At 69.9% G+C, this 20,164-nt stretch carries 19 protein-coding genes; 12 read left to right on the top strand and 7 right to left on the bottom strand.

All coding sequences use genetic code 11. The features are described from left to right. Positions 1 to 27: 27 nt before the first annotated feature. The 3 genes from QQM39_RS44095 to QQM39_RS44085 form a co-directional block, all read right to left on the bottom strand. On the bottom strand, positions 28 to 1,311 hold the full coding sequence (locus QQM39_RS44095) for a DUF3533 domain-containing protein (RefSeq protein ID WP_302003180.1): 1,284 nt from the start codon (positions 1,309 to 1,311) through the stop codon (positions 28 to 30). A gap of 70 nt (positions 1,312 to 1,381) precedes the next feature. Then, positions 1,382 to 2,188, bottom strand: coding sequence for an SGNH/GDSL hydrolase family protein (locus QQM39_RS44090; RefSeq protein ID WP_302003179.1), 807 nt, complete (start codon positions 2,186 to 2,188; stop codon positions 1,382 to 1,384). 527 nt (positions 2,189 to 2,715) lie between these two features. Continuing rightward, the gene (locus QQM39_RS44085) at positions 2,716 to 4,176 is read right to left on the bottom strand and encodes an aldehyde dehydrogenase (protein ID WP_302003178.1); all 1,461 of its coding nucleotides are present in this window, start codon (positions 4,174 to 4,176) and stop codon (positions 2,716 to 2,718) included. 379 nt (positions 4,177 to 4,555) lie between these two features. Between QQM39_RS44085 and QQM39_RS44080 the strand changes: the two genes are divergently transcribed. Further along, positions 4,556 to 5,500 (top strand): superoxide dismutase, encoded by a 945-nt coding sequence (locus tag QQM39_RS44080; protein ID WP_302003177.1) that lies wholly within the window; start codon positions 4,556 to 4,558, stop codon positions 5,498 to 5,500. Between the two features lie 68 nt (positions 5,501 to 5,568). Here QQM39_RS44080 and QQM39_RS44075 read toward each other — a convergent pair whose 3' ends face one another. After that, a complete protein-coding gene (locus QQM39_RS44075) occupies positions 5,569 to 7,050 on the bottom strand; it encodes an aldehyde dehydrogenase family protein (protein WP_302003176.1) in 1,482 nt (493 codons plus the stop codon). Positions 7,051 to 7,269: 219 nt separating this feature from the next. On the opposite strand from QQM39_RS44075, the gene QQM39_RS44070 reads away from it, so the two are divergent. Then, positions 7,270 to 8,061, top strand: a complete 792-nt coding sequence (locus QQM39_RS44070) for an IclR family transcriptional regulator C-terminal domain-containing protein (protein WP_302003175.1) — start codon at positions 7,270 to 7,272, stop codon at positions 8,059 to 8,061. Positions 8,062 to 8,115: 54 nt separating this feature from the next. On the opposite strand, the gene QQM39_RS44065 is transcribed toward QQM39_RS44070, so the two are convergent. The 3 genes from QQM39_RS44065 to QQM39_RS44055 all read right to left on the bottom strand — a co-directional run bounded on the left by QQM39_RS44065 (position 8,116) and on the right by QQM39_RS44055 (position 11,458). Then, positions 8,116 to 9,027, bottom strand: coding sequence for an SDR family NAD(P)-dependent oxidoreductase (locus QQM39_RS44065; protein WP_302003174.1), 912 nt, complete (start codon positions 9,025 to 9,027; stop codon positions 8,116 to 8,118). A 143-nt stretch (positions 9,028 to 9,170) separates the two neighbouring features. Further along, positions 9,171 to 9,857 carry a response regulator transcription factor gene (locus QQM39_RS44060; RefSeq protein ID WP_302003932.1) on the bottom strand — a complete coding sequence of 229 codons (687 nt, stop codon included), beginning with the start codon at positions 9,855 to 9,857 and terminating at the stop codon, positions 9,171 to 9,173. Continuing rightward, complete coding sequence (locus tag QQM39_RS44055; RefSeq protein WP_302003173.1) at positions 9,806 to 11,458, bottom strand: ATP-binding protein; 1,653 nt, start codon at positions 11,456 to 11,458, stop codon at positions 9,806 to 9,808. Before QQM39_RS44055 ends, QQM39_RS44060 begins: the two co-directional genes overlap by 52 nt. A gap of 370 nt (positions 11,459 to 11,828) precedes the next feature. Here QQM39_RS44055 and QQM39_RS44050 point away from each other — a divergent pair, with 370 nt between their 5' ends. The 10 genes from QQM39_RS44050 (at position 11,829) to QQM39_RS44005 (ending at position 20,164) form a co-directional block, all read left to right on the top strand. After that, the gene (locus tag QQM39_RS44050; RefSeq protein WP_302003172.1) at positions 11,829 to 13,469 is read left to right on the top strand and encodes an AMP-binding protein; all 1,641 of its coding nucleotides are present in this window, start codon (positions 11,829 to 11,831) and stop codon (positions 13,467 to 13,469) included. Positions 13,470 to 13,811: 342 nt separating this feature from the next. After that, entirely contained in the window at positions 13,812 to 14,561 is a 750-nt protein-coding gene (locus QQM39_RS44045) for a PIG-L deacetylase family protein (protein ID WP_302003170.1), read from the top strand. A gap of 71 nt (positions 14,562 to 14,632) precedes the next feature. Further along, positions 14,633 to 14,896, top strand: coding sequence for a hypothetical protein (locus tag QQM39_RS44040; RefSeq protein ID WP_302003169.1), 264 nt, complete (start codon positions 14,633 to 14,635; stop codon positions 14,894 to 14,896). Positions 14,897 to 15,148: 252 nt separating this feature from the next. Further along, positions 15,149 to 16,075, top strand: a complete 927-nt coding sequence (locus QQM39_RS44035) for a PDR/VanB family oxidoreductase (protein ID WP_302003931.1) — start codon at positions 15,149 to 15,151, stop codon at positions 16,073 to 16,075. Between the two features lie 60 nt (positions 16,076 to 16,135). Continuing rightward, a complete protein-coding gene (locus tag QQM39_RS44030; RefSeq protein WP_302003168.1) occupies positions 16,136 to 17,182 on the top strand; it encodes an aromatic ring-hydroxylating dioxygenase subunit alpha in 1,047 nt (348 codons plus the stop codon). Next, complete coding sequence (locus QQM39_RS44025) at positions 17,179 to 17,895, top strand: alpha/beta hydrolase (protein ID WP_302003167.1); 717 nt, start codon at positions 17,179 to 17,181, stop codon at positions 17,893 to 17,895. Before QQM39_RS44030 ends, QQM39_RS44025 begins: the two co-directional genes overlap by 4 nt. A 17-nt stretch (positions 17,896 to 17,912) precedes the next feature. After that, positions 17,913 to 18,194: a muconolactone Delta-isomerase family protein gene (locus tag QQM39_RS44020; protein ID WP_020272031.1), complete on the top strand. Its 282-nt coding sequence runs from the start codon at positions 17,913 to 17,915 to the stop codon at positions 18,192 to 18,194. Next, entirely contained in the window at positions 18,191 to 18,934 is a 744-nt protein-coding gene (locus tag QQM39_RS44015; RefSeq protein ID WP_302003166.1) for an SDR family NAD(P)-dependent oxidoreductase, read from the top strand. The genes QQM39_RS44020 and QQM39_RS44015 overlap by 4 nt, the downstream gene beginning before the upstream one ends. Positions 18,935 to 18,966: 32 nt before the next feature. Next, complete coding sequence (gene ligA / locus QQM39_RS44010; protein ID WP_302003165.1) at positions 18,967 to 19,323, top strand: protocatechuate 4,5-dioxygenase subunit alpha; 357 nt, start codon at positions 18,967 to 18,969, stop codon at positions 19,321 to 19,323. A gap of 1 nt (position 19,324) precedes the next feature. Further along, on the top strand, positions 19,325 to 20,164 hold the full coding sequence (locus QQM39_RS44005; RefSeq protein ID WP_302003930.1) for a class III extradiol dioxygenase subunit beta: 840 nt from the start codon (positions 19,325 to 19,327) through the stop codon (positions 20,162 to 20,164).

Below are 20,164 nucleotides of genomic sequence, written 5' to 3'. Positions count from 1 at the left end.
CAGCTCCACCCCTCACCGGTCGTCGGACTATGCCCGAGCGAGGACCGGCTGCGGTTCCTCGTCGGCGGGAATGCGATGCAGCCCCTTGCGGTCGTAGAACCGGGTCACGCCGAAGCCGAAGAGGCCGGCGACCGCGAGTCCCACGCCCAGCATCACCCAGCCCCGGGCCAGACCCGCGTCGGCCTGGGCGTCGTAGTAGAGGATGGAGCGGACGGCGCCCGTGATCTGGCGCAGGGGCTCGAACTCGCCGAGGACGCGGTAGAAACCGGCGAGGGCTTGGAGAGGGACCGTGGCTCCGGACGTCGGTACCGCCATGGCGATGTAGAAGATCGTGATGAACAGCATCCCCGGCGTGCCGAACACAGCGAGCAGTCCGAGCCCGCCGATGCCGACAACCGCGATCGTGCACACGGAGAAGAGCCACAGCAGGGGCAGGTGAGAGGCGTCCATGCCCATGATGCCCACCGCACCGGCCAGAGCCAGGCTGCCCATGAGCAGGGACAGACCGATCATGAGCGTGCTACTGATGGCCAGGGTCTGGACACGAGTCGCGCGCAGCAGCGGGTTGTGGACCCGCAGCGGGCCCATGTCGCTGTGGGTGTAGCCGAGGGCGTGGTCCACCTGGCCGCTGAGGACGTTGGCGGCGAGCATGCCGCAGACGACGAGGACGAGGGAGTAGTAGAAGGCACTCAGACCGAGGCCACTGTGCGAGTCGAGCGGATGCCCGTCCTCGACCTGCACCACAGCCGGGTCGGCCAGCAGCAGGCGCGCGGCGGCGGGCAGCTCGGCCTGAGCGGTCAGCTGTTCACCCACCTGCGCGGAGGCCGACTGCGCGGCCGTCGTCGTGGCCTGCCGCGCCATGCTCGATCCCACGCTGCCGGCGGACTGGTTGGTCAGCACGGTGAGTGTCGGGCGGACGGGCTTGCCGGCCACCCCGGGGCCGGTGAGTGCGGCGACAGTGGAGGTGAAGTCGCGGGGCACGACGAGCGCGCCGAACAACTTTCCCTTGCCCAGCTCCTCCCTCATCTCCTCCTCGTCCATCACCTTCCAGTCGATCCTGTCTCCGCCCTGGGACGACTTCTTGATCGACTGGGTGATCTGTGCACCGAGGTCGGTCTGCTTGTCACCGACCTTCGCCCCCTCATCGGCGCTGACCAGGCCGACGGGCAGCTTGTGCAGGTGACCGGCAGGGTCGATGTTGGCGCCGACGTAGAACACCGTGAACAGCAGTGCCACGAAGCCCACGATCACGCCGTTGACGGTCCACAGACGCTTCGCGCGCAGGACGCGGAAGGGGTGGGCATTACTCATTTCCAGCTCCGGTACGAGGAAGAGAGAAGTGCAGCAGGAGGAGCCGCCGGCGTCGTCGCGGGCGGGAGCCTCATACGGCTGAGGAGATGTCCCCGGCGGACGCGGCCACCGGAAGCAGCGCCGGCCGCTTGGCCTGGCGGCCGTCGCCAGAGGAGCGGCCACGCAGGCGGCGGCCGACCCAAGGGCCGAGGAAGGTGCCGGCCCAGTGCAGTTCGGCACCCACGGTCCTCCAGACAGAGATGTCTGTCCCCTCGGCCGGAAGGGGAAGGGTCCACTTGTCGTCGCTACCCGGCAGACCGAGCGCCTGGGCCACGGCAGCCGCGATGCGCGTGTGTCCCAGCGGGCCGGCGTGCAGCCGGTCAGCACTCCACAACCGCGGATCGGTCGCCGCCGCGTGCGCGGCCGTCTCCGCCACCACCACGCCGTGGCGGTCGGCGGCCTCCCGGATGCGCGCGTTGAGTGCGAGAACACGGTGACCGATCGGGCGGGCCAACGGCGTGATACGCCCGACATCGGGAAACATGAGGGTCGCGACGGTGGCGCCCTGCGCCGTGAGGGCGGCGAACATCGCCTCGACATGGCCGACCACCTCGTCGAGGTCGCAGCCCGGGCGCAACGCATCGTTGACCCCAGCCACCACGGTGGCGAGGTCGGGCCGCATCGCGAGCGCCGGAGCCAGCTGCTCGGCGCGCACCTGACCGGCCTTACGGCCGCGCACCGCGAGGTTGGCGTAGAGCAGGTCGGGGCTGTGGCGGGCGACCTGCTCGGCGAGCCGGTCCGCCCAGCCCCGAAGACCACGGACGTCGTCGCCGTCCCCGAGCCCTTCGGTATGACTGTCGCCCAGGGCGACATAGCGCAGATACCCACTGCTCGACACGGGGCCGACCGCCTCTCGTCAACGCTGCTGATGGAAGTGGCACACGGCCATCTTTAAACAACTAGGCACCTAGTCGCATTGTTGAATATGAGGATAGCTGCGGGCTCACCTTCCTGCAAAGTGACGCCGCTCAGACAGGCGCTGAAGCCGTCGAGGGCGGTCCACCGCCGCAGTCCACCGCCTTGGTCCCGCCCCGACCTCACTGCCCATTGCCTCTTCATACCTGAGCATCGACCACGGTCTGAGCTGGCACCTGAGCGCCCGGGTCATCAACGGCATGCACAACGAGGACGCGGTCGGCTTCACCACCGCCCGCCGTTTCGCGCCGAACCGCCCGTACCGGGTCACCTTCAACGGCGGCGTCCACGGCCCGGGCGACAACGCCTACTGCCAGGCCGCCATGCCCCCGGCTCACCTCCGGCTCTTAAGAGCCGGGGACGGAGTTCGCCCGGCCAATCCGGCCGGGAGGGCCCGCCGGCGGCGACCGGGCGCTCGGAGCGGGCCCTGTCGAGGGGGCAGACGAGGGATCAGACGAGGGAAATGACGACCGACTTGGTCCTCGTGTACGCCTCCAGCGCCTCCGGCCCGGATTCACGTCCGTAGCCGGACTGCTTGACGCCGCCGAAGGGCACGGCGGGATCGAGCATGGCCCAGTCGTTGACCCAGACGATGCCGGCGTCCAGTCGCGCGGCGACGCGGTGGGCGCGCGCCAGGTCGGAGGTCTGCAGACCGGCGGCGAGTCCGTACGGCGTGCTGTTCGCCAGCGCGATCGCCTCTTCCTCGGTGTCGAAGGGCTGAACCGTCAGCACCGGGCCGAAGATCTCCTCCTGGACGGTGCGGGCGTCGTTGTCCAGGCCGGCGATGACGGTGGGCTTGAAGTAGTAACCGCCGTTGAGTTCCAGGCGCTCGCCGCCGACGACGATGCGGCCGCCGTCCTCGACGGCCGCTTTCACAAAGCGCTCGACGTTCTCCACGTGCCGCTCGCCGGCCATCGGCCCGACGACGGTGGCCGGGTCGAAGGGGTCGCCGACGGGGACGGCCGGAACCGCGTCGGCGAGGATGCCCAGCGTGGTGTCGTACAGGGACCGGTGGACCAGCAGCCGGGGTCCGCCCATGCAGAACTGCCCGGTGTTGAAGACGAAGGCCTTGATGATCGCGCCGATCGCCTTCCCGACGTCGGCGTCCTCGAAGACGATGTGCGGCGCGTTGCCGCCCAACTCCATGGTGACGGGCTTGAGTTGTTCGCCGGCCATGCTCGCCGCCAGGCGGCCGACCCTCGTCGACCCGGTGAAGGCGATCTTGTCGACGCCCGGATGACGCACCAGTGCCTCGCCCAGGACGGGGCCGCTGCCGGTGACGACGTTCACCACTCCCGCGGGAACGCCGGCGTCGGCGAGGATCTCCGCCATCAGCAGCGCGCTGAGGGGGGTCTCGTCGGCCGGTTTGTGGACGATGGTGTTGCCGGCCGCCAGGGCGGGGGCGAACTTCGACGTGCTCAGGATCAACGGGAAGTTGAACGGGGTGATCGCTCCCACCACGCCGATGGGTTCCCTGCAGGTGTAGGCGTGGGCGGGTATGGCGACCTGCCGCGTGGCTCCGTCGAGGCTCTGCGCCTGCGCCGAGTAGTACTCGTACGTCTCGGCCACGGTCTCCACGTCCACCCCCCGGCTGAACGAGACGGGCTTGCCGACGTCGAGGCTCTCCACGGCGGCGAGCTCGTCCGCCCGTTCGCGCACCAGATCGGCCACCCGGTGCAGCACGCGGGCGCGCTCGCGGGCCGGTGTCCGGGGCCAGGGCCCCGTGTCGAAGGCCTCGCGGGCGGCGGCCACCGCGGCGGCGACATCCGCCCCGTCGGCCTCCGCGACCGTGGTGACGACTTTGCCGGTGGACGGGTCGACGACGTCGCGCCGCTCCTTGGACTCCGCGTCCCGCCACTCTCCGCCGATGAACAGCCTGCCCGGTTCGATGTGCGGTCGCTGCACGCTCATGGCCCGCTCGCCCTCCCGGTGCGGCGCGCGGCCGTCACCGTGCTCACGCCGGTCGCGCCACTGCGGCCGGCAGGTTTTCGGATGATGGCCCAGCGGTGACGGCCTGGACAGAGAGCCGGGAGGCGAGCGCCGGAAGTAAGGACGAATGACGTATCTCGTGCGCGACGTTCGGCCTTGCGAGGTCGGTCTGGTGTCGAGTGGTCCGCCTTCACGGTCCGGGCTCGCACCGATCCGGCCGCTTTCCCTCCGATGGGACGAAGGGAGTCTGAGAGTCAGGACATTCGTCGCTGTGGCCATCTACTTGAACTATCAATAATTGACTCCAGGGCGCCCAGCCGGAACGGCACGGCCCGTCTTGTTTTCCGTGGAAGGACGATCGATGACAAGTTCTCTCGCACGCAGGCAGATTCTCGGCGCGGGCATCGCGCTGGGGGCGACGGCACTGATCGGTGGTACGGCACAGGCTGCCCCGGGCACCGCCAGGTCCTGGCCCATGGAGTTCTCGCTGCCCAACGGGTGGGGGCCGGAGGGAGTCGCGATCGGCTCCGGGCCGTACGCCTACTTCGGATCGATCGCCACCGGCGGCGTGTACCGGGTGAACCTCACGAACGGCAAGGGCAAGGTGGTCCACCGCGGCCTGGGACGCATGACGGTCGGGCTGAAGGCCGACTCCTGGGGGCGGCTGTTCCTGGCGGGCGGCAGCAGTGGTGAACTGCGGGTCGTCGACGCCCACAGTGGTGCGCTGCTCGCCAACCACGTCGTCGCCGGAGAGAACAGTTTCGTCAACGACGTCCTGCTCACCCGCGACGCCGCATGGTTCACCGAGTCGTTCAGCGCACAGCTGTTCAAGCTGCCCCTGGGCAGGCAGGGCCGCATCGGCGCCCCGGAGAGCCTTACGCTGAGCGGTGACTGGGTGCAGTCCGGTTTCACGTCCAACGGCATCTCGCTCACCCCCGACGGCAGCGCCCTGCTTGTCACCAACGCGGCCGTGGACGGCGGTTCGCTGATGCGCGTCAACCCCCGCACCGGCGTAGCCCGCAAGGTAGACCTGGGTGACACCACACTGCCCAGCGGCGACGGGCTCGTACTCGTCGGCCGCACCCTCTACGTCGTCCAGCCCAACCCCAACCAGGTGGACGTGATCCGGCTCAACCGGTCGGGCACAAGGGGCACCGCGGTCGGGGTGATCAGGGACGACCGCTTCGACCTGCCCACCACGGCCGCCGCCTACCAGGGTCGGCTGTACCTCCCCAACTCCCGCTTCACCACGCCGGACCGGGATGAGAACACCCCTTACAACGCGGTGTCCGTGCCGTTGGTGTGACGTACGGCCGGAGCACGGCTGGCCCCTGTCCGCTCGAAGCGGGCGGGGTCCAGCCGTGCTCGCAGTTTCTATCCGTGCGTCGTGATGGTGTGCGCTTCGGTGAAGGAGAGCAGACCCTCGGGGCCCATCTCGCGTCCGATACCGCTCTGCCGGAAGCCGCCGAACGGAGCCCGGTCGTCGCACGCAACGGCGTTGGCGTGGTTGATCCAGGTGGTGCCGGTACGCAGTCGTTCCGCGAGGGCTGCCGCGCGGGCGGCATCGGCGCTCCAGACCGAGGAGCACAGTCCCGACCAGTCGTTGTTGACATGGTGCAGTACGGAGTCGACGCCGTCGAAGGGCAGGATCGGCAGGGTGGGGCCGAACTGTTCCTCGGTGACGATCCGCAGGCCGGTGTCCGGATCGAGGACGAGGGTGGGGCGCAGGAAGTGGCCCTTGGAGGTGGCCGCGCCGGGGGCCAGGGTGCCCAGTTCACGCACCTCGGCTCCGGCTCCGGCCGCCTGGGCGAGCATGGCCGCCACCTTGTCGCGCTGGGCGGCGCTGTTGAGGGGGCCCATGGTCGAGGCAGGATCGTCTCCGGGCCCCACACGCTGGGTGTCGAGGGCGGAGGAGAGCGCGTCGACGAGTTCGTCGTAGCGGGAGCGGTGGACGTACACCCGCTTGACGGCCATGCAGACCTGGCCGCTCGTCAGGAAGGCGCCCTGGACGAGCCGTCCGATGTGCTCCTGGTCCAGTACGGCGTCGTCGAGGACGATCGCGGGGTCGTTGCCGCCGAGTTCGAGCGTCACCGAAGCGAGGTTCTGTGCGGCGGCGGCCATGATGTGCTTGCCGGCGGCCGTGCTGCCGGTGAAGACGATCTTCCGTACGCGAGGGTCGGTGAGCAGCGGGGCGACCGCTTCGTTGCTGCCCGTCACGACGTTCAGCACCCCGGCCGGGAGCCCTGCGGCGAACAGCTCCAGCGTGCGCACCATAGCCAGCGGCACGGTGGGCGGGGGCTTGACCACGGCCGTGTTCCCGGCAAGCAGCGCGTACGGCAGGCTCGCTCCGAGGATCGCGATCGGCCAGTTGAACGGCACGATGACGGTGACCACGCCCATGGGGAGGCGGTGGATGTACGAGGTCAGCGGCGGGCCGTCGAGACGCCGCACCTGGTCCAGGGAGTCGACCAGGTCGATCGCCGCCCGGGTGCGGGCCACGAAGACCCCCATCTCAACCTGGCTCTCGAAGGAGATCTTGCCGTTCTCGCGGGTCATCAAGGCCGCACGCTCGGCCTCACTGCCGTCGAGCAGCGTGAGCGCCTCACTGATGATCTCCGCTCGCCTACGGACGGGCATCGCGGCCCAGGCGGGGAACGCGGCATCCGCGGCCGCGACTGCCGCGCGGGCTTGCTCGGGGGTCGCCGCGGCTGCGTGGCCGACGACCAGGTCGGGGGCGGCGGGGTTGCGGACGGCCGTCCACTCCTCGGTCTCGACGGTCTTGCCGTCGATGAGCAGTCCGGTCCGGACGGGCGCCGCCCCGGTCTCCTGCGGTGCTGTATGGATTCTTTCGGACATGCGACTCTCCAGGAAGGAATAAGAAGCGCGGGAAAGAAGGCCTTGCGACGCCTGGCGGACAATCATCCGCATGGCGGACATGGTGGGATCAGGGTCACTTTGGACAATTGACCGTCCCAACCCCCGGATGCGGAAGCCTCGCAGGCACCGCTGTCCGCATCACGGACACACGTTAGGCTGACCGGTCAGAGACCACCCCGACCGCAGCCGAGGAGCCACGTGCCACGCCACGGAACAGGACCGGATTTCATCGAGGCACTGGCGCGGGGGCTGGAAGTCATCGCCGCGTTCCGGCCGGGGCACCCGCGGATGTCGCTGGCTCAGGTCGCCGGCGCCACCGGACTCGCCAGGCCGACCGCCCGGAGGATTCTGCTGACTCTGGAGGAACTCGGCTATGTGCGCTCGTGCGAGACAGGGTTCGCGCTGACCCCCCGGGTGCTCGAACTCGGGGTCGCCTACGTACGCTCCATGGGCTTGTGGGACATCGCGCGGCCCCACATGGAGCGGCTGGTGGAGCGGACCGACGAGTCGTGCTCCGTGGCTCAGTTGGATGGATCGGACATCATCTATGTGGCCCGGGTGGCCGTCCCGAAGCTGGTGACCCTGTCGGTGCAGATCGGAACGCGGTTTCCGGCACTGCAGACCTCCCTGGGAAAGGTACTGCTGGCGGCACTGCCGGCCGATGAGCTGGAAAAGGTGCTCGCCGAACCCTCACGCTCGGGGCTGACGCCGTGCTGGCAGCCCAGCCCCGACGAACGCGACGCGGTCCTGCGCGAGGTGCGGGCTCGTGGGTGGGCGCTGACGGACCAACAGCTGGCGCCCGGCATTCGGTCGGTCGCGGCCCCGTTGCGTGACGGCTCCGGCCAGGTCATCGCGGCACTCAACGTCAACTGCCACGCGGCCGAAACATCGGTCGAGCGGCTTGTCGAGGAGCATCTACCGCTGCTGTTGCAGACCGCGGGAGACATCAGCGCGGATTTCGCCCGCGTCGCCGCCGTCCCGCAGACCTGAGCAGCCACTGCCCCTGGCACGGACCTGAGGGCCGTAAGAGGGGCCGCGTGCGCGTCACGCCTCCTCAACGGCTTCCAGATCGAGGGGTGTGGGCCTGAAGTCCTGGAGTCGGTCCGCATAGGCGCCTGAGAAGAGTTCCGCGACCGATCCGGCGGTCCAGCCGCCCTGCCCGAACCGCTCCTCGACCTCACTGGGGTGCGTCCACAGGGCGATCCGGTCGCCTCCCGCCGCGATGGCCTGTCCGGTGACGTGGGCCGACTCCTTGGACGCGAGGTACACGATCACCGGTGCCACGTCTTCCGGCGATCCCAGCCCCTGCCGCCGGATGGCGTCGGGAACGGGCTCCCCGGCATCGACCTTCGCCACGAGGTCACCGACCCGGGGCATGGTCGCCACCATGCGGGTCAGCGCGGTCGGCACGATGGCGTTGACGGTGACATCGATCTTCGCGAGCTCGAGCGCCCAGGTGCGCGTCATCGCGACGATCGCGCCCTTGGACGCCGAGTACGCGGTCTGGCCGAAGCTGGCGCGCTGCCCAGCCGGTGATCCCACCAGGATGAGCCGACCGCCCTCGCCCTGTTCGCGGAAGCGGGCAGCCGCCGCGCGACCGCAGGTGAACGTACCGCGCAGATGGCTGTTGACGACGAGGTCGAAGTCGTCGTCGGTGGCGTTGCGCAGGGTCCGGTCGCGCAGCGCACCGGCGTTGGTGACCATCACGTCCAGCCGGCCGAACTCGTCGACCGCGCGCCGCACCAGCGCGTCGGCGAACTCGGAACCTCCGACCGCACCGACATGGGCGACGGCCGTTCCGCCCTCGTCCGTGATCAGGTCGACCGTCTCCGTGGCCACATCGGCGTCCAGGTCGTTCACGACGACGGCGGCACCCGCCGCGGCCATCGCGCGAGCATAGGCACGTCCCAGGCCTCGGCCCGAACCTGTGACAATGGCGACTTTGCCGTCGAGCATGCTGTCCTCCTGAACTGGGGGCGATAGGGCGACTCCCCTGAGCGTAGGAACGCCTGGGCCCGTGAGGATCCCGCTGATGACGGCACCTGCGGCCGACCTGTGTCCCGGCCGGTCCGGGACATCCGTCGCGGTCGGCAGGGCGGTCAGCCCTTCGGGGGCACCAGTCCTTGCCGCACCGCGAGCAACGCGGCCTGGGTGCGGGAAGTGAGCCGGAGTTTGCGCAGAACGTTGCTCACGTGGGTGCGGGCGGTGCGCTCGCTGATCACCAACTCGTCGGCGATCTGCTGGTTCGACCGGCCCTCGGCGACGAGGACGAGGACGTCGCGTTCCCGGCTGGTGAGCGAGGCGAGCCCGGTCGGCGGCGAAACGATCTCCTGGGTGAGTCCTCTGGCCACCGCGGGGTCGAGGAAGACCTCGCCCCGGGCGGCCGCGCGGATTGCGGCGACCACCTCACTTGCGTCGGCGTCCTTGAGCAGGTAGCCGGCGGCCCCCTGCGCGAGCGCCGCATGAACGCGTTCCATCTCGCCGAAGCTGGTGAGCACCACAACTCGGAGACCAGGGTGGCTCCGCTTGATCGCTCCGATCGCCGTCGCCCCGTCCATCTTGGGCATGAGCAGGTCAATCAGGACCACGTCCGGCAGTTCCTGGTGAGCGGCCATCGCGTCGAGCCTGGTGAGTGCCTCCTGGCCGTCGGCTGCCTCCGCGGCCACTTCCATGTCGTCCAGGACTTCGAGATAGGCGCGGATTCCGCGGCGTACGACGGCGTGGTCGTCGACGATCAGGACCCGGACCGGGCGGGGTTCTCCGTTTCCCTGAGCGGAACCGCCGATGGGATGCTCCCTGATCCCTCCGAGCCCGGGGGCGACTCCGGCACTCGTACGGGAAGGGGTATGACGACCCGTACGGTCGTGCCGCTCCTGGCGCCGGATCTGATCCTCATGTTGCCGCCCCATCGCTCTGTCCTTTCCCGCATGGTCCTCAGTCCGTAGCCGTGGTGTCGGGTGGCAGTGGCCGCCTCGCCGTCCTCGTTCTCCTGCGCGGCCCGTCGCCCGCCGGATTCCGTGATCCCGCGGCCGTCGTCGCGGATGGCGGCGGTCAGGGTGTGGTCGTGTACGGCGAGGCGGATGGTGACGGTGGTGGCCTCCGCGTGCTTGACCACGTTGTGGATGGCCTCCCCGACGATCCGGTACATGTCCTCGGCCAGTTCCGGTTCGACCGTGTCCACTTGTTGTCCGCACTCCAGCCGGATGCTGAGGCCCGTCCGGTTCACGGTGCTTTTGACGAGCGTGGTCACCGCATCCTCAAGGCCGAGCCGGAGAGAGGAAGCGGGACGCAGTTCGTGCACCATGGCCCTCAGGTCGGCGAGGACGGTTCGCGAGAGGGCCCCGACCTCGTCCGCGAAGGCGCGGACCGCTTCCGCCGGCACCGCTTCGTCCCGCGCGCCCAGCACTCCCACGGCGTTGGCCTGCATGCCGATGGAGAACACCTGCTGCACGATCGAGTCGTGCAGGTCGCGGGCGAGGCGCTGACGCTCGTTGCGGCGGGCGCCCTCGCGCTCACGCTGAAGCAGCATCGCGTAGTCGACGGCGAAGGCGGCCTGTTCCGCCATAGCGGCGAGGAACTCCAGTGTCCGGCTCCCGATCTCCTGCCCGGGGGCGAAGTAGGCGTTCAGCACCCCTTCGGGACGACCGCGCGCCATCAACGGCACACTGACGAAGGAGTCCCAGTTCAGCTCCCCGAGGTAGGCGTGCAGCGGTTCCCAGGCCGGGTCCTCGAGGATCTGGGCCCACCGGTGCGGGACGACGATCGGCCTGCGTTCCTTCAGGGTGTCCAGCATGCACAGCCGGGCGCCCCGGTCACGGCACTCCAGCAGACGGTCGAGGAACGCGTCCCAGTGGCGCAGTCCCGCGGAGCCCATCAGCCGCAGTTCCCGGCCGGTGCTGTCGAGGGTGAGGATCTGCACGCCGGCCAGGCCGTCCGCCTGGACGATCTGCTGGGCCACAGCGTCCAGTGTGGAGCCGAGCGAGCCCTCCGAGGCCAGTGCGATCGACGTCCGGGCGATCGCCGCGATCCTGCGCTGCCGGTGCCATTCGTCGGTGACGTCGCGGAACGACACCACCGTGAACTTCGGGTCGGCCGGCAGACTGCGGGCGCGGTACGCGAACTCACGTCGGGGTCCCCGGGCGGGCTCCCAGTGGGCCACCTGCTCGTCCGACCGGACCTCCAGCAGCCCCGCGCGGCACTCGGCGGCTCCCTCCACCAGGGTGAACGGGGACGGCGCACCGACGAGGTCGCCCTCTGTGTCCGCCCGAAGCAGCGCGGCCGCCGCCGGGTTCAGCCGTACGAACCGGCCCACGCAGTCCAGAACGGCGAGTCCGTCCGGCGCGACGGCGGCGATGTCGTCCCACCCCACGAGCGGCGACGCGGACATGACCGATCTCCCTCAACATCGACGAAGAACCCGCCCCGCAGACCTACTGTGCGATAGGGGCGCGTTCGAAAACCGCGGGCCTGCGTCGTACGCGTCGGCCGGTTCGGGGACGAAGGCGACTTGCGCACGGCCACAGCATCGTAGCCCGGCGTATTCGAGGTGGTCCTACGTCATTCGACCTGTTCGTCGGCAGGTCGAAGCGCCGAGCCGCTTCAGTCATTGCTCGCGTTCCCAGCGGGGAGGGCGCCTGCCTAGGTTGAGGGGACGCCCCGCGGATCGTTACTCCCCCGAAAGGATCCGCGGGGCCCTACGAGCGGCCTGCTCGGCCGTGCGCTCCGCGTAAGCCATCGAGGACGAGGAGGTCCGAGACGTGAACGTGTCCATCGGCACGATCTGGGAGGCGGTCTGCCGCGCGCTGCCCGCGGCCGTCGCCATCACGGAACCCGGCCGTGAGACCACGTACCGCGACTTCGACGAGCGTGCGTCACGGCTGGCCGCCGCACTGGAAGCGGCCGGGGTCGGCGAGGGCGACACCGTGGCCTGCTATCTGTACAACGGCGCCGCCTACCTGGAGACGGTCTTCGCCGCCTTCAAGCTCGGTGCCGTACCGGTGAACGCCAACTACCGCTACACCGGCGAGGAACTTTCCGAACTGCTGACCGACGCCGACGCCGCCGCGCTCGTCTTCAGCGGCGCCTTGGCCGACCGGGTCGCGCATGCCGCGAAGCATGTGCGCACACTGAAGCTGCTGGTGAGGGTGGGCGAGCCGCCCGCCGACGGTCCGGGCGGGCCCGCGGTGCCCGAACTGGAGGAGCTGCTGACCGCGCACGCACCGCGCGAGCCTCAGCGACGGCCCGGAACGGACCAGCTGTTCATGTACACCGGCGGGACCACGGGCAAGCCGAAGGGCGTCATATGGCAGCTGAGCGACCTGCTGCGCGCCCACGTGGTCCCGTTCTACCACCCGCTCGGAGTCACCGAACTCCCCGCAAGCCTCGACGAGGCCGTGGCCGTCGCCGTCAAGGCTCGCCACGAGGACCGCGCGCCGACCACGATGCCTGTCGTACCCCTGATGCACGCCACCGGGCTGTTCAACACCATGGGCGCTCTGATGACAGGAGGCCGGGCGGTCACCGCACGATCGGGCGGCCTCGATCCGGAACATGTCTGGCGCATGATCGCCGAGCAGCGGGTCGATACGGCCATCATCGCGGGCAACGCCGTGTGCCGCCCGCTCGTCGACGAACTCCTGCGGGCTGAGAAAGCCGGGACGCCGCACGACCTGCGCTCGTTGCGCAGGATGATCAGCTCCGGCACCGCGCTCAGCGATCCGCTCAAGAGGGCACTGCACGAACGTGCCGACGTCACCATCACCGAAGCCATCGCATCGAGCGAAGGGGGCCCTTTCGCCTTCGCGATCACCTCATCGGCAGAGGATCTGCCCTCGCGTTTCCGCCCCGTTCCGGCGACGCGGGTGATCGGCTCCGATGACCGCTTTCTCGAACCAGGCAGCGACGAGACGGGCGTCCTCGCCTATTGCGGGCCCATGCCGCTCGGCTACTACAAGGACACCGAGAAGAGCGCGAAGGCGTACCGCATCATCGAGGGGGTCCGGTACGCGATCCCCGGCGACCTGGCTCGACTTGAGGCCGACGGCGCGATCCGGTTCCTCGGACGTGGTTCGGGCGTGATCAACACGGGCGGGGAGAAGGTGCACCCGCAGGAGGTGGAGAACGTACTGCTGGGGCATCCCGAGGTGACGGACTGTGCCGTCGTCGGCGTCCCCGACGAGACCTGGGGCGAGCGTGTGGCGGCCGTCGTGGCGGTCCAGCCGGGCAGTACCGTCACCGGTGACGAACTGCGCGACCTGGTCCGGCAGAGTCTCGCCGGGTACAAGGTGCCGCGTTCCATCGTCCTGACGGACAGACTGCCGCGGACCCCGACCGGCAAGCTCGAGACCGCCTGGGCCAGGAAGACGGCCCAGGAAGCCGGCTCGGGCGACGGAATGTGACCGTGGCGTCTGCCTCAGCGCGCGGTACCGACCTTCTTCCTTCGACCACAGGATCGCGCCGGTCTCGTCACCACCGCCGCCCGGTGGTGGCCCTTGTCGGCGTCGATGCCTGCCCAGACCTGGGCCTGTCGCTTGCTCACTCGCCCCTCTTCGTTCCGCTCGACGTGCCGTCGGCCCGAGGAACACCCCGTCAACTGCGCGAACAGCGACCGAAGCGCACACCTCAATCAGCGACCAGGGCGCCCGGAGGGCCGGGCGGCCGCTCCCCGGAAGCCACTGAAGACAAGTCCCGACAAGCCACACCCGGCCCTCCCGGGCGGCCCAACAATTCACGGAGTCCTGATGACCTCCCACACCTCCACTCCGTCCGAAGGGTCGCTGCTGGTGATCAGCGCGCACGCGGGCGACTTCGTCTGGCGGGCCGGCGGCGCCATAGCCCTCGCCGCCGAACGCGGTCAGCGCGCAAAGGTGTTGTGCCTGAGCTTTGGTGAGCGCGGCGAGTCCGCCCGTGCCTGGCGGGACGGTCTCGCCCTGGACGAGATCAAGGCGCTGCGCCGCACCGAGGCCACGAACGCCGCGGCCGCCCTGGGCGCGGAGATCGAGTTCCTGGACGCCGGGGACTACCCGCTGCTGGAGACACCGGAGTTGGTGGACCGCATGGTGCGCGTGTACCGGGAGGTGGACCCCGCGGTCGTCCTCACCCACACCCTCGCCGACCCCTACAACGGCGACCACCCGGCCGCCGCCCGCATGGCGCTCCAGGCTCGCGTGCTGGCTCAGGCCGTCGGCTACGACGCGCCCGGTGAACCGCTCGGTGCTCCCCCGGTGTTCTTCTTCGAGCCGCACCAGCCGGAGCAGTGCGACTTCAAGCCGAACGTCCTGCTGGACATCACCCCGGTCTTCGACAAGAAGCGCAAGGCCATGGAGTGCCTGGCCGCCCAGCAGCACATGTGGGACTACTACACCGACCTCGCCAAGCGGCGCGGCGTCCAGCTGAAGCGCAACGCCGGCCCCAACCTCGGCCTCTCGCACGGAACCATGGGAGAGGCGTACGTGCGGCTCTACCCGCAGACGACGGGTGTTCTGGCGTGACGGCGCAGGGCGGGACGGGTGTCCGTGGGGCTACGCACATCTGGGTTCCCTTCCGGGACACGTCCCTTTACGTGCAGTTCGCGGACGAACCCGACGGAGCGAACGGAACGGCCTCGACGTACGACCGCCGGAGCCTGTTGGCCGATGCCGTCGCCGAGGACGCGCTGATACGCGACGACCGCTACGGCGTACCGATGTGGCGCACCGACGTCAGACGGCTGCACGCCGTCGTGGAAGCCCTCTGGAACGAGGACGACCGCCAGGTGCGGATCCATCTCGACCAGGCTCCGCAGCTCGACGGGCGTGCCGGGACACCCGGCCCGCGCGACGGATGACGTAGTCGGGGCCACGACCATGCGCCGCCCCGATCCGGTCATTCGAGCGATGACCTGGGCGTTGTCCGGTGGCTAGCGTCGATCGTGGCGCCGCCGACCGCGGCCGGAGCGATCCCTGCCGACCGTACCGAGGAGATGACGAACGTGACGAGCCCCCCAGCCGCCGCCCCGGCGCACACCCTCGGTTTCGCCGAGGCCGGAACGCCGTCCGCCGCCCGGCGCGGCACCGAGTTCGAAGGCACCGCCACCGTATTGGCCCGCCAGACGGTGGCGGATGGTGTCGTGTCGCTGGAACTCGCAGCGAGCTCCGGCGAATCGCTGCCGCCCTGGCAGCCGGGAGCACACATCGACGTCGTCCTGCCCACGGGCGTCACCCGGCAGTACTCGCTCTGCGGCCCGGTGAAAGACACGGCCCGCTGGCGCGTGGCGGTGCTCCGAGAGCCCGACGGACGCGGCGGATCGCAGTGGATCCACGACCACCTCGTGGAGGGCGGCGAACTCCGGGTGCGCGGCCCGCGCAACAACTTCCCGTTGCGGCCGGCGGCCCGGTACCTGTTCGTCGGCGGCGGGATCGGCATCACCCCCCTGCTCCCGATGATCGCCGAGGCCGAGGCGACGGGGGCCGAGTGGTCCCTGCTCTACGGGGGCCGCACGCGCGCGTCCATGGCGTTCCTGCCCGAACTGGAGGGCTACGGCGAGCGCGTGACCGTACGTCCGCAGGACCAGTACGGTCTGCTCGACCTCGCCGGTTACCTCGGCGATCCCGACCCGTCCGCCCTGGTGTACTGCTGCGGCCCCGCGGGGCTCATCGACGCGGTCGAGGCACACTGCGCCGGCTGGCCGACCGGAGCGCTGAACGTCGAGCGGTTCGCCGCGGCGGCCGTGCGACAGCCGGCGGACGATGAGGCCGAGCAGCCGATCGAGGTGGAACTGCGGGCGTCCGGGACGACGCTGACCGTGCCGCCCGGGCTGTCGGTCCTCAAGGCCGTGGAGCAGGCGGGCGTCCCTGTCCTGTCGTCCTGCGAGGAAGGCATCTGCGGCTCGTGCGAGACCTCCGTCCTGGAGGGCGAGGTCGACCACCGCGACTCACTGCTCACCGACGACGAGCGGGCAGCGAACGACACGATGCTGATCTGCGTCTCCCGCGCGCGGGGCCGACGCCTCGTCCTGAATCTCTGACACTTCGTCAATTCGACATTCACACTGCCCTGTTGGGCCGACGTCAAAGGAAGGACCGCCATGACACTGACACAGCACGTGCGCAACGGCTGGTACCTGGGAGCCTGGTCCGACGAGATCGGCCGAACCCTCAAGCAGCGCTGGATCACCGACATCCCGGTCTGCTTCTACCGGCTGCCCGACCAGACCGTCACGGCCGTCGAGGACCGCTGCCCCCACCGCAAGTACCCGCTGTCGCTGGGCCACCTCGACGACGACGGAACCCTCCAGTGCGACTACCACGGCTACCGCTTCGACGGCCAGGGCGTGTGCGTCGGGGTCGCCGAGCAGGCCGACAAGCCCAAGGCGGCACTGCGCCGCTTCCCCCTGGTCGAGCGGGACGGCGCCATATGGATCTGGCCCGGAGACCCCGAACTGGCCGACGAGAGCCTCCTGCCCGACACCTCGTGGCTGACCGACCCGAACTGGACCCACGTGCACGGCGTCGTCCCGCTGAAGGCACGGCACATGCTGCTCCTGGAGAACCTGCTCGACCTCACCCACGAGACGTTCCTGCACCCGACCAGCATCGGAAACGCCGCCGTCGCCGCGACCCCGATCGACGTGACCGTGGACGGCGACCGGGTCGGCTTCAGCCGCCGCATGATCGGCATCGAGGCGCCGCCGTTCTACGAGAAGTCCTGCGGACTGACCTCTCCGGTGGACCGCTGGCAGGACGGCGACTTCTACCCGCCGGGCATCTTCGTCCTCAACATCCGCGTCGCGGCCACCGGCACCGAGGAGCCGGACGGCTTCCACATGAAGGTGCTGTACGGGATGACGCCGGGGCGCGGCAACGAGACGCACGACTTCTACGCGCTCGGCCGCGACTACCTCATCGACGACGAGGAGCTCACGAGGTTCCAGCACGAGCAGCAACTGGCCGTGATGCAGGAGGACGTCGACGCCCTGGAGGCGCAGGAGATCATGTACGCCACCGACCCGGGCGGCACCGCCGAGTCCAGCATCAAGTCCGACCTCGCCGCACTCCGCGGACGCCGGGCGGTGGCGAAGATGCTCACCCGCGAACAGCAGGCCGGCGGCACGCGGCCCCGGGCGTCCGCATGAGCGGCCGCCACGTCTTCGTACTGCTCCACGGAGCCTGGCACGGCGGCTGGGTGTGGCAGCGTGTCGCCCCGCTGCTGCGCGCGGCCGGACACGAGGTGCACACCCCCACGTTGACCGGGGTGAGTGACCGCGCCCATCTGCTGAGCCCGCAGATCGGACTCGGCACGCACGTCGAGGACGTGGTGGCGCTGATCGAGGCCCACGACGCCCGGGACGTCGTGCTCGTCGGCCACAGTTACGCGGGCCAGGTCGTCACCGGCGTCGCGGACCGGATCCCGGACCGGCTTGCGAAGCGGGTTCACCTCGACGCCTTCGTCGGCGACGACGGTGACGCGGCGATCGATCTGCTGCCCGACACCATCGCCGGGCACTACCGGGAGTCCGTGGCCGGACCCGGGTTCGGCTGGCTCATCCCGGTGCGTTCGCTGAGCGTGCTCGGCGTCGAGGACCAGGCGGACCTCGACTGGCTCGGCCCGCGGCTGACCCCGCACCCGTGGCTGACCTACACCGAGCCACTACGGCTGACCGGCAAGGCCGACCAGGTCCCCGGCGCCTTCGTCGAGTGCACCGACTGGATGCGGGTGTTCACCCCGCACGCCGAGCGCACCGCCTCCCGCGGCTGGCCGGTCCACGAGATCGCCACCGGACACGAAGCGATGGTCACCGCCCCCGGCCGACTCGCCGAACTGCTGCTGGAGATCGCGGCAGCCTGACCCGGAAGGACATCCCCGTGGAATTCCTCGTCCGCACCGAGAACACCTTGCCCCCGGACACCCCCGACGACGTACGCGAGGAGCTGCGCAAAGGCGAGCGCGAACGGGCCATGCAGCTCAGGGAGGCCGGCATCCTCAAGCGGCTGTGGCGGGTGCCTGGCCGGAACGCGACCATCGGCCTGTACGAGGCGGCCGACCCGGCACAGCTGCATGACGCGCTGGTCTCCCTGCCGATGTGGAAGTGGATGGACATCACCGTCGAGGCACTCGCCACCCATCCGCAGGAGAAGGCACCATGACCGGCCCGGCGAACCGCAGCCCCCGGGTCGCCGTGGTCACGGGCGCCGCCGGCGGCCTGGGGCTCGCCATCGCCCGCAGACTGGCCGGGGACGGTTTCACGGTCGCCGCCCTCGACGTCGACGAACCCGATGACACCAGCTCGATCCCGGGCGGCCGGGCCTGGCGTTGCGACGTCGGGGACCCGGCCGCGACCCGCCAGACCGTATCCGAGATCGCCGAGGCGTACGGCGGGGTCGACGTCCTCGTCAACAACGCCGGCCTGCTCTCCGGCCGGGCGCCGCTGCTGGAGACGACCCCGGAGGAGATGCACCGCTTCTTCGCCGTCAACGCCGTCGGCCCGCTGCTCATGGTGCAGGCGTGCGTGCCCTGGCTGAGCGGCAGCCCGCACCGCGGGCGGGTGGTCAATGTCGCGTCCCGCACCTTCTTCACGGGGTCCCCGGGCCAGATCGCCTACGTCGCGAGCAAGGGCGCGCTCATCGGGATGACCCGGGTGATGGCACGCGAACTGGGCGAGCACCGGATCACTGTCAACGCGGTGGCGCCCGCGCAGGTGGCCACCCCGGGCACCCGGGCGCACTCCGGCGACGAGGTGTTCGCCGCGACCATGAGCCGGCAGGCGATCAAGGAGTTCGTCACCCCGGAGCAGTTCGCGGGGCTGGTCTCCTATCTCGCCTCACCGGACGCGTCCATGGTCACCGGCCAGACGCTCGTCTGCGACGGCGGCGGGCTCCTGCACTGACCGTCATCAACACCGGAGAGGAGAAGAACAGCATGTCCAGCACCACACCCCGGGTCCCCGGCACCTACGTCTTCGACGCCGCGGAGAACCGCCGCGGCCGAGCGTTGAACCGGCTCTGCGGGTCCCTCAAGGACGCCGAGAACCGGGAGAGGTTCAAAGCCGACGAAGCCGCGTACTGCGAGACGTACGGGCTCACGGCCCAGCAGCGGGACGCCGTTCTGCGGCGGGACTGGAACCGGATGATGGAGCTGGGCGGCTCCATCTTCTACGTCTTCAAGCTCGCCATGGTCGACCAGAAGTCCATGCAGTACCTCGGCGGGGTGTTCACCGGCATGACCACCGAGGAGTTCGCGCAGGCGCTGAAAGCGGGAGGGCGGAACTTTGGCTGAGGTGATATGGGGTCTGGCGACCTCGCACGTGCCGTCGATCGGTGCGGCCATGGACCACGGGAAGACGCAAGACCCGTACTGGAAGCCGCTGTTCGACGGATACACACCGGCGCGGGAGTGGATGGCCCGGCACACCCCTGACGTCGCGGTCGTCATCTACAACGACCACGCCAACGCCGTCGACATGAGCGTCACCCCGGCCTTCGCGCTCGGGACGGCCGAGTCGTACCGGGTGGCCGACGAAGGATGGGGCAGCCGCCCGGTGCCCACGGTCACGGGCGCCCCCGAGTTCTCCGACCACCTCGTCAAGAGCCTGATCGACGCCTCTTTCGACCTGACCGTCTACCAGGAACTCGACGTCGACCACGGCCTGACCGTTCCGCTGTCGGTGTACTGCCCCGACCCCGGCGAACGCTGGCCCTGCGCGGTGGTCCCCCTCCTGGTCAACGTCATCCAGTATCCGCAGCCGACCGCCGCGCGGTGCCTGGCCCTCGGCCGCGCGCTCGGCGAGGCCATCCGCTCCTTCCCCGAGGACCTCAAGGTCGCCGTCTTCGGCACCGGCGGCATGTCCCACCAGCTCGCCGGCGCCCGCGCGGGACTGATCAACCAGGACTTCGACCGGATGTTCCTCGACGCGATCGAGCACGACCCCGAGAAACTGGCCGCGCTGACGCGCGAGGAGTACATCCGCGAAGCCGGCTCCGAAGGCATCGAGCTCATCATGTGGCTGATCATGCGCGGCGCGCTGGGACCCCGGATCCGCCGTGTGTACGAGGCCTACCACGTACCGGCGTCCAACACGGCGGCCGGGATGGTGCTGTTCGAGAACCTGAGCCGGTGA

This window comes from Streptomyces sp. DT2A-34 (genome assembly GCF_030499515.1).
GTDB lineage: Bacteria > Actinomycetota > Actinomycetes > Streptomycetales > Streptomycetaceae > Streptomyces.
Note: the sequence above shows the minus strand (reverse complement) of the source record. Positions and strands in the feature narration are given on the sequence as shown.

Coding starts and splice junctions, on each gene's coding strand:
- QQM39_RS44095 (WP_302003180.1), bottom strand. CDS start 1,311: ATGAGTAATGCCCACCCCTTCCGCGTCCTGCGCGCGAAGCGTCTGTGG.
- QQM39_RS44085 (WP_302003178.1), bottom strand. CDS start 4,176: ATGAGCGTGCAGCGACCGCACATCGAACCGGGCAGGCTGTTCATCGGC.
- QQM39_RS44080 (WP_302003177.1), top strand. CDS start 4,556: ATGACAAGTTCTCTCGCACGCAGGCAGATTCTCGGCGCGGGCATCGCG.
- QQM39_RS44075 (WP_302003176.1), bottom strand. CDS start 7,050: ATGTCCGAAAGAATCCATACAGCACCGCAGGAGACCGGGGCGGCGCCC.
- QQM39_RS44065 (WP_302003174.1), bottom strand. CDS start 9,027: ATGCTCGACGGCAAAGTCGCCATTGTCACAGGTTCGGGCCGAGGCCTG.
- QQM39_RS44055 (WP_302003173.1), bottom strand. CDS start 11,458: ATGTCCGCGTCGCCGCTCGTGGGGTGGGACGACATCGCCGCCGTCGCG.
- QQM39_RS44045 (WP_302003170.1), top strand. CDS start 13,812: ATGACCTCCCACACCTCCACTCCGTCCGAAGGGTCGCTGCTGGTGATC.
- QQM39_RS44030 (WP_302003168.1), top strand. CDS start 16,136: ATGACACTGACACAGCACGTGCGCAACGGCTGGTACCTGGGAGCCTGG.
- QQM39_RS44025 (WP_302003167.1), top strand. CDS start 17,179: ATGAGCGGCCGCCACGTCTTCGTACTGCTCCACGGAGCCTGGCACGGC.
- QQM39_RS44015 (WP_302003166.1), top strand. CDS start 18,191: ATGACCGGCCCGGCGAACCGCAGCCCCCGGGTCGCCGTGGTCACGGGC.
- ligA (WP_302003165.1), top strand. CDS start 18,967: ATGTCCAGCACCACACCCCGGGTCCCCGGCACCTACGTCTTCGACGCC.